At 60.4% G+C, this 12,268-nt stretch carries 7 protein-coding genes; 3 read left to right on the forward strand and 4 right to left on the reverse strand.

Annotated features, from left to right (window positions below):
- Nucleotides 1–522: 522 nt before the first annotated feature.
- The 3 genes from ACXAH0_RS13610 to ACXAH0_RS13620 form a co-directional block, all read right to left on the reverse strand.
- A complete protein-coding gene (locus tag ACXAH0_RS13610) occupies nucleotides 523–1,659 on the reverse strand; it encodes an ABC transporter substrate-binding protein (protein WP_475192060.1) in 1,137 nt (378 codons plus the stop codon).
- A gap of 269 nt (nucleotides 1,660–1,928) precedes the next feature.
- A complete protein-coding gene (locus ACXAH0_RS13615; RefSeq protein WP_475192064.1) occupies nucleotides 1,929–2,783 on the reverse strand; it encodes a tryptophan 2,3-dioxygenase in 855 nt (284 codons plus the stop codon).
- Between the two features lie 161 nt (nucleotides 2,784–2,944).
- Entirely contained in the window at nucleotides 2,945–4,036 is a 1,092-nt protein-coding gene (locus tag ACXAH0_RS13620) for an ABC transporter substrate-binding protein (protein ID WP_475179532.1), read from the reverse strand.
- Between the two features lie 347 nt (nucleotides 4,037–4,383).
- On the opposite strand from ACXAH0_RS13620, the gene ACXAH0_RS13625 reads away from it, so the two are divergent.
- From ACXAH0_RS13625 to ACXAH0_RS13635, 3 genes are all read left to right on the forward strand, one after another.
- Complete coding sequence (locus tag ACXAH0_RS13625; protein WP_475192070.1) at nucleotides 4,384–7,716, forward strand: transglutaminase family protein; 3,333 nt, start codon at nucleotides 4,384–4,386, stop codon at nucleotides 7,714–7,716.
- A 41-nt stretch (nucleotides 7,717–7,757) separates the two neighbouring features.
- A complete protein-coding gene (locus ACXAH0_RS13630; protein WP_475192073.1) occupies nucleotides 7,758–10,163 on the forward strand; it encodes a circularly permuted type 2 ATP-grasp protein in 2,406 nt (801 codons plus the stop codon).
- Between the two features lie 144 nt (nucleotides 10,164–10,307).
- On the forward strand, nucleotides 10,308–11,183 hold the full coding sequence (locus tag ACXAH0_RS13635) for a transglutaminase family protein (protein WP_475192080.1): 876 nt from the start codon (nucleotides 10,308–10,310) through the stop codon (nucleotides 11,181–11,183).
- 18 nt (nucleotides 11,184–11,201) lie between these two features.
- Here ACXAH0_RS13635 and ACXAH0_RS13640 read toward each other — a convergent pair whose 3' ends face one another.
- Entirely contained in the window at nucleotides 11,202–12,263 is a 1,062-nt protein-coding gene (locus ACXAH0_RS13640) for an ABC transporter ATP-binding protein (RefSeq protein ID WP_475192085.1), read from the reverse strand.
- Between the last annotated feature and the right edge of the window lie 5 nt (nucleotides 12,264–12,268).

Below are 12,268 nucleotides of genomic sequence, written 5' to 3' on the forward strand. Positions count from 1 at the left end.
TCTAGGCCATTTTAACGGGCCGCGTTTACTTGGACACAGCCCTGCCACGAAGTCAAACTAATTTTTTAGTAGATAGATCAGGGTGTCGAAATGAAAAGTAAGTTATTGATTTTTATAAATTTATGAAACCAAAGCCGTTCATTCACCAGCGCAAAATACCTGCCATGAACGCCCTCCACTATATTTAGTGTGGCACAAATTTGACAATATCCCTAGCGCGAAATTCAGTTTCGGTTCTTTCAAATCGTTTTAATTTTTTTACCGATATGGTTTCGTTTGCAGTGCAAAACGAAAATATTGCACCTGCAAATACGCCCCGGCCTTCCGGGCAAATCGCGTTTGAGTGGATTGCCTCCCGCAGGCTGACCTCAAAACCTAAAACGCAAAAGACAAATCAGCTTGAATCCGGATGAACGCAGCACGCTCCAGAAACAAAATGCCCCGCGCGAACCGCGCGGGGCAGCCGGGAACCGGGTCCGGCATCGCTCACATCAAACAGCCAGATCAACCGGCAAGAACCGCCTACATCTTGCACTCGGCCGCATAGGCATCAGCATGCTCTGTCAGCGCCGTGCCGATGATCTTGTTGGTGTAGACATCACCTTCCTTGATCACCTCACGCACATAAATATCCTGCACCGGATGGTGGTTCGGGCCGAATTTGAACGCCCCCCGGGTCGATGGGAAATCCGCCGCTTCCAGCGCAGCACGGAAGGCATCGTCATCTTTCACATCCGCCTTGGCCATGGCCGACAAGAGCAGATTGGCCGTGTCATAGCCCTGGGAAGCGTAGAGCGACGGCAGCCGGCCATATTCTTTCTGGAACGCCGCCACGAAGGCCTTGTTCGCCGGATTGTCCAGGTCCTTGTTCCACTGGCTGGTGTTTTTCACACCCAGCGCCGCATCCCCAACCGCCTGCAGGATGCCCTGATCAAAGGAGAAGGCTGGCCCGACCACCGGCAGATCAATGCCGCTGTCCGCATATTGCTTCAGAAAGGAGATACCCATGCCGCCCGGCAGGAAGAAGAACACGCTGTCCGCATCCGAGGCCCGGATCTGCGCCAACTCAGCGGCATAATCGGTCTGCCCCAGCTTGGTGTAGATCTCGCCTGCCAGGGCGCCGTCATAGGTGCGTTTGTAGCCGGTCAGAGCGTCCTTGCCAGCCGGGTAGTTGGGCGCCAGAAGGAAGCTTTTCTTGAAGCCCGCCTCCTTGGCATAGGCCCCGGCGGCCTCGTGCAGGTTGTCATTCTGCCATGCCACATTGAAATAATTCGGATGGCAGCCTTTGCCTGCCAGCGCGGACGGGCCTGCATTCGGCGACAGATAGAACTTGCCCTGGGCGGTCACCGACGGCACCACGGCCATGGCCAGGTTCGACCAGATGATTCCGGTCAGCACATCCACCTTTTCCGACTGGATCATCTTGTCAGCCAGCTGCACGGCGATATCGGGCTTGCGCTGGTCATCTTCCACGATGACCTCAAGATCCTTGTTTCCAGCCTGTTTCACTGCCAGCAGAAAACCGTCACGCACATCGATCCCGAGCCCGGCGCCACCGCCGGACAGCGTCGTGATCATTCCCACCTTCAAAGGTTCGGCCAGAGCCGCGCCGGACAGCAAGGCAAGCACACCTGCTGTTGCAGCAAGTCTGTTCAACATTGAAAATTCCCCTCTTCAAAACGAACCGGAGCCTTTCTGACGAAGACTTCCGCCGATTACCTTAGCGGCACTGGCTGAGTTGGGAAACCGTCAATTGAAGAGAAAGGCCGTTGCAGTTTCAAGGGAGTAATACCAACCGCAACGAACAGGAACCCATCTGACGGCACGTTCCGGTTTGCCGGCAAGACGCGTTACGCCGGACGGCCTGTTTGGCCGGTCAAGCAGCACAACGCCGTCCGGCGGGCCGGTACGAGCCACCAGAGGCCGCTCTAAAGCTCGGTCCTGACATGCCAGAGTTCGGGAAACAGCTCCACCTCCAGCATGCGCTTGAGATAGGAAACCCCGCCCGTGCCGCCGGTGCCGCGCTTGAAGCCGATCACCCGCTCCACCGTGGTCACGTGATTGAAGCGCCAGCGCCGGAAATAATCCTCCAGATCGACCAGTTTTTCGCCGACCTCGTAAAGGGCCCAGTAGCGGCCAGGCTCCTGGTAGACAGTCTGCCAAAGCTCCCGGATTTCCGGCACATCCGTATGCGGCGCCGACGCCGGAGCGGCTGTCACGCCGTCTGGCACGGGCAGTCCCTGACGGCGGGCAAAGGCGAGCACCACCTGATAGAGGCTCAAGGTGTTCAGCTCCTTGTCCAGCATGGCCGCGCTCTGCGCATCATGTTCATGCGGTCTGGTCATGGCCAGATTGCGGTTGCCAAGCGCATATTCGATCAGGCGGTATTGCAGCGACTGAAAGCCAGAGGACTGGCCCAGCGCATCGCGGAACTGTGTATAGTCGCTTGGCGTCATAGTGCGCAGAACATCCCACGCGGAATTGAGCTGTTCCATGATGCGGCTGACCCGGGCCAGAAGCTTCATCGCTTCGGGCATATGATCCTGCTGGATCGACGTTCTGGCGCCATCCAGCTCATGCAGCATCAGCTTCATCCAAAGCTCTGATGTCTGATGCTGAATAATAAACAGCAGCTCGTCAGGTGCCTCCGACAAGGTGTTTTGCGCACTCAAAATCTGCGGCAGGCCAAGATAGTCGCCATAAGACATCTTGTCCGCAAAGGCCATTTGCGCCCCTTCATCAGCCGGATTATAGGCACCACCCGCACTAGACTTGCTGCTCATGTCCGCTCAACCTCTCTCTGGAATCTTCCGGCCCGAGGACCGCATCCTATCCTATACAGCGGCAGAGAAGGAGTTGAACAGATTGAATTTCAGCTACTTATGATCGCAGATCCACGCCAGCGCGCTCCGCAGGGCTTCAACAGGCAATTCAGTTCGGCCAATCAGTTAATTGACGCAGCATTCAAAATAGCTTCTGCAGAAAAATCGTAGTTGCTGCGGCCTGTCAGTGTTTTGCTAAAGCTGCGGTAGTCAAGCTTGCTCCAGTCCCCGTCCCCGAGCCGGTCCAGATAGAGCGCAACATTGTCAGGCGTGATCGGCTGCATCTTGAAGCGCACATTCACATAGATTTCGCTGTCATAAGGCCGGAAAAAATGATCACGCAGCAGCACAATGGCCCAGGCCCCGGCAAAGAAATGCCCGCCATGAGACATGGTCATCTCACCGCGCTTCACGGCGTCCATCCCCCGCTTTGACCAATTGAGACCGGCAAAGAAAATATCCTTTCCCACAGCAAGACCCATTTCGGCCGCTGCCCGGCTCGCGCCAAGGGCAACTGCGTCGCTCGCCGCCCAGACCGCATCGACCTTCCGCTTTTTGAGAATCGCGCGGGTGCGCGCATAGGCCACCTGTTCGCTCCAGTTCACGGGGATCGAATGCATCAGGGTCACGTCCGGACTGTCAGCAACGGCCCGCTGCATGCCCGTCGACCGGAACAGGCCGGCCGGCGTTTGCGTGTCGCCGGTCAGAGCCAAGAGGTGAATATCCGCCCCTTCGGGGTGCAGAAGCCGCTCCTGCTTAAAAAGAGACATCGCCATTTCATAACCGGCGGTCTCATTGTCAGGATCGATTGCAGCGATGATCCGGCGCAGATCCACCTTCCGCCTGTCCAGAATGACCCGCTGTTTCGGGCTCAGTTTGTTGAGCAGAAACAGAACCTTGCTCGGCGTACCCTCCAGTTGCTGGAGAAGCCTTGCCCCGACTTCATACTCATTCACCAGAATAAAATAGTCGGGAGGATTGCCCTGCTTCAGCCGCTGCGACAGTAGGGTTTCCATGCCGTAGGTCCGGCGATCAGCATTCAGAATCTCCAGATCCACGTTCAGATCGTCCGCAGCTGCAGCCATTGTGGCAGAGACATCGCCCCAAAAGCCGCTGGTGCCCCCCGGATTGATGAACGTCACCCGAAAGTCACCAGCTTGGGCCATGCTGGCGCAGCTCCAGGCAATCCAGAAGATGAGAAAACGAACGAACATGTCCTACCTTGTGACCAGCATCAGTGTCTTATTCAGAGGCCTAGCGCCCGGCTCGGCCGACGTTCAAATATTTGACATTTCCAAGACACAGCAAACACCTTAAATACAGATTTACACAGGAATGACATTTCTCTCTTTTTTGCATAACAATATGAGAAATAGACAAATTTTTTATAGAGAAAGAAAAAATAAGATCTATCTTTCTCCAAGTTAAAGACAGGGACTGACGGCCCCCTTGCCTGGCCTGACTGCCCTGCAAAAATGCCCATTGCCTAGAGAATGACGTGGTGCGCACGCCCTATTTGTGGAACCTTGAGCGAACCGTTATCCGCATTCAGGGGCCCGGAATGTCCATCAGAGCAAGCATTTACCACCTGACCCACTACCGCTATGACCGGCCGGTGACCTTGAGCCCGCAGATCATCCGGCTGCGCCCCGCCCCCCATAGCCGCACACGGGTGCTGTCCCACTCGCTCAAAGTGTCCCCGGGCAACCACTTCGTCAATCACCAGCAGGACCCTTACGGCAACTGGCTGGCCCGGTTCGTTTTTCCCGAGCCCGTGCGCGAGTTCAAGATCGAGGTCGACCTGGCTGCGGACATGACGGTCTACAATCCGTTTGACTTCTTCGTTGAGGAAAGCGCCGAGGAATGGCCGTTCGACTATCCGCAAGAGCTGCGCGAGGATCTGAAGATCTACAAACGCACCGAGCCCCTGGGGCCCCGGCTGAAGGCGTTTCTGGCCTCCATTCCGAAAGAGCCGCAGCGCACGGTCGACTTCATCGTTGCGCTGAATGCGCTCGTGTCCAAGGAAGTCGGCTATGTCATCCGCATGGAACCCGGGGTCCAGACCCCGGAAGAAACCTTTGACCGGGGCACCGGCTCGTGCCGGGATTCCAGCTGGCTCCTGGTGCAAACCCTCCGTCATCTCGGCTTTGCCTCCCGGTTCGTTTCCGGCTACCTGATCCAGTTGAAACCGGATCTGGAGGCGCTGGACGGCCCCTCCGGCACCGACCATGATTTCACCGATCTGCATGCCTGGGCGGAAGTCTATCTGCCCGGCGCCGGATGGATCGGCCTTGATCCAACATCAGGCCTGCTGACCGGCGAAAGCCATATCCCGCTGGCCGCCACCCCCCACTATACAAATGCGGCTCCGATTGCCGGGCTGGCCAGCGATGCCAAGGTTGATTTCTCCTTCGACATGAAAGTGGCCCGAATCGCCGAGCATCCGCGCATCACCAAGCCGTTTTCCGACGAGGCCTGGACGGCGCTGAACGATCTGGGGGAAGAGGTTGACCGGATTCTAGCCCAGGAAGATGTCCGCCTGACCATGGGCGGCGAACCCACATTTGTGTCGATTGACGATTTTGAATCGGCCGAATGGAACACGGATGCGGTCGGACCGGTCAAGCGCGAACGGGCCGACACGCTCATCCGCCGCTTGCGCGACCGGTTCGCCCCCGGTGGTTTCCTGCACTATGGGCAGGGTAAATGGTATCCGGGAGAAACCCTGCCCCGCTGGACTTTCTCGCTCTTTTGGCGCCGCGATGAGAAGCCGATCTGGCGCAACCCATCGCTGATTGCCCAAGAGGGCTCCAAAACACAGGCAGATCCGGCCAGCGCCGAGGCCCTGCTGCACCAGATTGCCGACCGGCTCGATCTTGATCCAGACTATGTGGTTCCAGCCTATGAGGACCCGGCGGTGTGGCTGGTGCGCGAGGCGAACCTCCCGGACAACGTCACCCCGCAAAATTCCGAACTGGAAGATGCCGAAGCGCGGCATCGGATTGCCCGTGTCTTCGACCGGGGCCTCAGCACCCCGGCGGGTTACGTGCTGCCCGTGCAGCGCTGGCAGTCGAAATCATCCGGGCACCGCTGGCGCTCGGAACGCTGGAAGCTGCGCCGCGATGCCCTCTTTCTTGTTCCCGGCGACAGCCCGGCCGGCTACCGGCTGCCGCTGGAGTCCCTGCCCCATGTGCCCCCGGCCCAGTATCCCTACACCAATGTGGCCGACCCGACGGTACCGCGCGATCCGCTGCCCGAGTTTCCTCTGGAGCCAAACGCGAGCCGCAGGCAGGACATTGCCCGGTTCACGGCGGGCACCCCGCAACAGGACCGGCAGGAACAGTCAACGTCCAATGCCGAATTGGACGGCGCCTCCGTGCGCACCGCGCTCTCCGTGGAGCCCCGAGACGGGCGTTTGTGCGTGTTCATGCCCCCGGTGGAGCGTCTGGAAGATTATCTGGAATTGATCGCCGTTGCCGAAGCTGCGGCCGAAGATCTGGAACTGCCCGTTCACATTGAAGGCTATCCGCCGCCGCCCGACCCGCGCATGAATGTCATCCGGGTCGCGCCAGACCCTGGCGTGATCGAAGTGAATATTCACCCGGCCGCGAGCTGGAAGGACTGCACAGCGATTACCGAAGGCGTTTATGAAGACGCGCGCCAGTCCCGGCTCGGGGCGGACAAGTTCATGATTGATGGCAAACACACGGGCACCGGCGGCGGCAACCATGTTGTGGTGGGCGGTGCCACACCGCTCGACAGCCCCTTCCTGCGGCGGCCGGATCTCCTGCGCAGCCTGATCCTGCACTGGCAGCGGCACCCGAGCCTCTCCTACCTGTTTTCCGGACTCTTCATCGGCCCGACCTCCCAGGCTCCCCGCGTCGATGAGGCCCGCCACGACGGGCTTTATGAACTGGAAGTCGCGCTCTCCCAGATCCACCGGCCCGGGGAAGCGCCCGCGCCGTTCCCCTGGCTGGTAGACCGGTTGCTGCGCAATCTTCTGGTGGACGTGACCGGCAACACCCACCGGGCGGAGATCTGCATCGACAAGCTCTATTCTCCGGACGGCCCGACCGGACGCCTGGGACTGGTTGAATTCAGGGGCTTTGAAATGCCGCCGGACCCGCGCATGAGCCTTGCCCAGCAGCTGCTCCTGCGCGCCCTGATCGCCCGGTTATGGCAGCATCCACTCTCCGGCAACCTGACCCGCTGGGGCACCGCGCTCCATGACCGGTTCATGCTGCCCCATTTTGTCTGGACCGATTTCCTGGACGTTCTTCAAGACCTTAATCAGCATGGGTTTCCCATGCGCCGGGACTGGTTCGAGGCCCAGGCCGAGTTCCGCTTTCCCTTTTGCGGCGAGATCGAGGTGGAGGGCGTGCATCTGGAACTGAGGCAGGCCCTGGAGCCCTGGCATGTTCTGGGCGAGACCGGCGCCATTGGCGGCACGGTGCGCTATACGGACAGTTCCACCGAACGCCTTCAGGTCAAACTCACCACGGCCGATCCGGACCGCTACACCGTCACCTGCAACCGCCGTCCGCTGCCGCTCAAGCCGACGGAGACAAACGGCACTTCGGTGGCCGGTGTGCGCTACAAGGCCTGGCAACCGGCCATGGCCCTGCATCCGGTGCATCCCATTGACGCGCCTCTCACCTTCGATATTTTCGACCGGTGGAGCGGACATGCCCTGGGCGGCTGCGTCTATCACGTCGCCCATCCGGGCGGGCGCAGTTACGACACCTTCCCGGTCAATGGCAACGAGGCAGAGGCCAGGCGCCTGGCCCGGTTTGAGCCCCACGGGCACACGCCCGGTCTCTACGCCCCGCCGCCTGAACATCCTCATCCGGAGTTTCCGTTGACCTTGGACCTCAGACGGCCCCACAATATATAGAGGAACCGGCGGAGAGGCAGGCCGGGTTGGGATGTATGTGAATGCGTTTGAATGAAACGTCGGAAACCGGTGACACAGGCTATGAGCTACTGAAGGCCTACCGGCCCTTTCCGGGCGTCTCCGATGAGCTGCTGGCCCCGGACGGGACCGTCCGGCCCGTCTGGAAACCTTTTCTCGACCACCTGTCCGCCCTGAGCGAAGAGGATATCAACAGCCGCTTTGCCCGGGGTAACCAGTATCTCAATGATGCCGGGGTCTATTTCCGCCAATATGGCCAGGATGACACCCCCGAACGGGAATGGCCGCTAAGTCATATCCCGGTCATTATCAGCGAACAGGACTGGCAGGTCATCGCCGACGGCCTCATCCAGCGTGCCGAGCTTCTGGAACAGGTGACCCGCGATCTTTACGGCGCCAACACGCTGGTGGCCGGCGGTCATCTGCCCGCCAGCCTGATTGCCCAGAGCCCGGAATGGCAGCGCCCGCTGGTCGGCATCTCTCCGGCTTCCGGCCATTTCCTGCATTTCCTCGCCTTTGAAATCGGCCGGGGGCCGGACGGCACCTGGTGGGTTCTGTCCGACCGCAGCCAGGCGCCCTCCGGCGCGGGCTTTGCCCTGGAAAACCGTGTCGCCACGGGCCGGGTGTTCAACGAGTTTTTTGCCAAGGCCAATGTGCACCGGCTGGCCGGATTCTTCCGCCGCTTCCGCGACCATCTCCTGGACCTGCGCGGCGAGCCGGACAGCCGGGTGTCGATCCTGACCCCGGGCCCCTTGAACGACACCTATTTCGAACATGCCTATATCGCCCGCTATCTCGGTTTCATGCTGCTGGAAGGAGAGGACCTGACCGTTGAAAACGGCCGGTTGATGGTGCGCACGGTTGCAGGGCTCAAACCGGTCAGCGTGCTGTGGCGCCGTCTGGATTCCGCCTGGACAGATCCGGTGGAACTCAACGAAATCTCCCAGATCGGCACGCCCGGCATGGTCGAGGCGGTGCGCCAGAGCTCCGTCACCATGATCAATGCCCTTGGCTCCGGCATTCTGGAAACCAGGGCTTTGCTCGCCTTTCTGCCCAAAATGTGCGAGCACCTTTTGGGCGAAAGCCTGAAACTGCCCAATGTGGCCACCTGGTGGTGCGGCGACGCCGCGAACCGGGCCTATGTGAAAGACCATGCTGAGTCCATGATGTTCAGCCCGGCCCTGTCCACGGCGCTGCCTTTCACCTCCTCGAAAACCGATTTTCTCGGCCGGGAATCGGACAAGTTCCGCAAAGGGGTTCTGGAAAGCTGGATCGAAACGGAACAGGGCCAGCTTGTCGCACAGGAAGCCGTTACCCTGTCCACTACCCCGGCCTATAGCGGCGGGCAGCTGGTGCCCCGTCCCATGAGCCTGCGCGTCTTTCTGGCCCGTACCCAGAAAGGCTGGGAAGTCATGTCCGGCGGCTTCGCCCGGATCGGCGAGGCGGATAGTGCCAGCGCCATCGCCATGCAGTCTGGCGGCTCAGCGGCCGATGTCTGGATCGTTGGCGGCCACCAGCCTGCCCGCGACACGCTGCTGCACCAGATTGAATCCCCGTTTTTCAAATCCCAGTCCGGTGCCCTGCCATCACGGGCCGCCGACAATCTCTTCTGGCTTGGCCGCTATGTGGAACGGGCTGAAGGGGCGGTCCGGCTGCTGCGGGCCTATCACGCCCGGCTGATGGAAACCGTTGATCCCGACGCCCCGCTGGTGACAGTAACGGCGGAGCATCTGGAGGCGATCGGCGTCGCCCCGGACGCACCGGTGCCCGAGGGGCTTCTTGCCATTTTGCAATCGGCCGTCTACAGCGCCAGCAAGGTGCGGGACCGGTTTTCGGTCGATGGATGGCTGGCGCTGAACGACCTGAACCAGAGTGCGGTCAACGCCAAACGGGACAAGTTGACAAGTGTGGATGTTCCTGCCGCCATGGGCCTTCTTCTGCGCAAGATCACCGGCTTCTCAGGCCTTGTGCATGAAAACATGTACCGGTTCACGGGCTGGCGGTTCCTCAGCATCGGCCGGGCTCTGGAACGGGCCCATCGCATGGCAGATCTTCTGGCCGTCTTCACCGGTCCAGATGCACCGGACGGGGCGCTGGAACTGCTTTTGGAAGTGGGTGACAGCGCCATGTCCATGAGCCGGCGCTATGCGGTGTCCCTCAGCCATGCAACGGTGCTCGATCTTCTGGCGATGGACCCGAAGAACCCGCGCTCCGTCATGTATCAGCTGACGGAGATGAAGGAGCATATCGACGAGTTGCCCAAAACCGCCGACCAGGGTTATCTGTCGGATCTGGCCCGCTCGGTGCTGCAGATCCATACGCGGCTGGCGGTTGCCACCCCTGAAACCCTGACCCCGGAGGTATTGGAAGAGCTGCGGGACCAGATTGGCTTTTTGTCGGTGGAGCTGTCAGATGCCTATATCCGCTAGCACCGTTCGTTTAAAAGCAGAGACGGGAAAACGCTCTGACCTGGTGTCTTCACTCAGCTGCGGACACATACTTGGGAACGTCATCTCCCGGACAAGCGCCGGGACAGGTCTTTTGGGGACCGGACCAGCCGTTGTGAGGATGCCGTGCTCTATGATCTGAGTCTTGAGATCAGCTACGACTATGCCAGCCCGGCCAATTCGGGCCGCCATGCGCTGCGGCTGATGCCCGCCTCCCTTCCCGGGGCCCAGCGTCTGATTTCCTCCAGCATCAAACTGTCGCCGCGGCCTTCTGAGCGACGGGACCGGACCGATTTTTTCGGCAACGCTGTGACAGATGTGGTCTACCGCACCTCCCACAGCGACCTTGTGTTTGAACTCTCTGCCCGGGTGGAGCGGACTGCTACATCGGAAGAACTAGATATCTCACCGCCGTTGAGAGCCCTGCCCCGGGAACTGGCCGCCCTGCAAACATTGGCCGCAGACGAGCCGGTGCATTTTCTGGCCGCCTCTCCGCGCCTGCCGCTGTCCCCTGCCTTTGCGGTCTATGCCCAGGAGCATCTGGCCCCGGAGATGAGCGCGGTTGCGGCCGTTGAAGCCATCGGCAAGGCGCTGCATGCGGATCTGGAATTCGATGCGGAGGCCACCACCGTGGACACCCCCGCCCTGGAGGCCTTCGAGCGCCGGCACGGGGTCTGCCAGGATTTTTCCCACATCATGATTGCCTGCCTGAGGAGCATCGGCATTCCGGCGGGCTATGTCAGCGGCTTTTTAAGAACGCTGCCGCCGGACGGCCAGCCTCGTCTGGAAGGAGCTGATGCCATGCATGCCTGGATCCGCGCCTGGTGCGGTGTGGAAGTGGGCTGGATTGAATATGACCCGACCAATGCGCTGCGGGTCGGCCAGGATCACATCGTCGTGGCCCGTGGCCGGGATTATGGCGACGCGGCCCCGGTCAAGGGCGTCCTGCGCACCGCCGGGGAACAGACCACCGGCCACAAGGTCGATGTCATTCCGCTTTAGGACCGCTTTGCGTATTGTTCAGGACCGGACCGCCTGATCCTGCGCATCAAAGAAATGCAGACGGCTTTCGTCAAATTGCAGGCCGATCCGGGCGCCTTCCTCGACAGTCTCGCTGCCGCTAATGCGCACCAGGATCGTTTCCAGACCATCCAGCGCCACGTAAAGGAACGTGTCAGCCCCCAGATATTCGGCAACCTCCACCGTCCCGCTGCAATGGCCCGCACCGTCAGCAACCAGGCTCATATGCTCGGGCCGGATGCCAATCTTGACCGGCTGCTGCGGCTGACCTGCGTGCAGATAGGGGCCGCCGCCATGGCCCTGCAGCGAAAACCGCTCCCCCTCGATGGAACAGGGCAGCACGTTCATTTTCGGCGACCCGATGAATTGCGCCACGAACAGATTGTCCGGCCGCTCGTAAAGATCCCGCGGCGAGCCAACCTGCTCGATCCTCCCGGCCTGCAAAACCACGATCTTGTCGGCCAGGGTCATGGCTTCGACCTGATCATGGGTCACATAGATCATGGTGGTGCCCAGGCTCTTGTGCAACCGGGCCACCTCAAAGCGCATTTCCACCCGCAGCGCCGCATCAAGGTTCGACAAGGGCTCGTCAAACAGGAACGCGCTGGGTTCGCGCACAATGGCCCGGCCAATGGCCACCCGCTGGCGCTGACCGCCCGACAAGGCCTTTGGCCGCCGGTCCAGATAGGCATCCAGCTTGAGCACATCGGCCGCCGCCGTCACCTTGCGGTCGATCTCCGCCTTGGGCATCCCGGCAGTTTTCAGGCCGAAGCCCACATTCTCGCGCACGGACATATGCGGATAAAGCGCATAGGACTGAAACACCATGGACAGGCCCCGGCCCGACGGCGGCAGCGCCGTCACATCCTTGCCATCTATGTCGATCGTGCCCCGGTTGGTTTCCTCCAATCCGGAAATAAGCCTCAGCAAGGTCGACTTTCCACAGCCGGAGGGACCGACAAAGATGACGAATTCCCCGTCCGCGATCTCCAGATCAATGCCCTTGATCACCTGCAGATCGCCGAACCATTTCTCGACACAGTTGAGCTGAATAGCGCCCATGTTCT

Source organism: Roseibium sp. AWQ4_290 (assembly GCF_056160985.1).

Bases quoted from the DNA above. Each gene is read 5' to 3' on its own strand.
- ACXAH0_RS13640 (WP_475192085.1), bottom strand. From the start codon at position 12,263: ATGGGCGCTATTCAGCTCAACTGTGTCGAGAAATGGTTCGGCGATCTG.
- ACXAH0_RS13610 (WP_475192060.1), bottom strand. From the start codon at position 1,659: ATGTTGAACAGACTTGCTGCAACAGCAGGTGTGCTTGCCTTGCTGTCC.
- ACXAH0_RS13615 (WP_475192064.1), bottom strand. From the start codon at position 2,783: ATGAGCAGCAAGTCTAGTGCGGGTGGTGCCTATAATCCGGCTGATGAA.
- ACXAH0_RS13625 (WP_475192070.1), top strand. From the start codon at position 4,384: ATGTCCATCAGAGCAAGCATTTACCACCTGACCCACTACCGCTATGAC.
- ACXAH0_RS13620 (WP_475179532.1), bottom strand. From the start codon at position 4,036: ATGTTCGTTCGTTTTCTCATCTTCTGGATTGCCTGGAGCTGCGCCAGC.
- ACXAH0_RS13630 (WP_475192073.1), top strand. From the start codon at position 7,758: ATGCGTTTGAATGAAACGTCGGAAACCGGTGACACAGGCTATGAGCTA.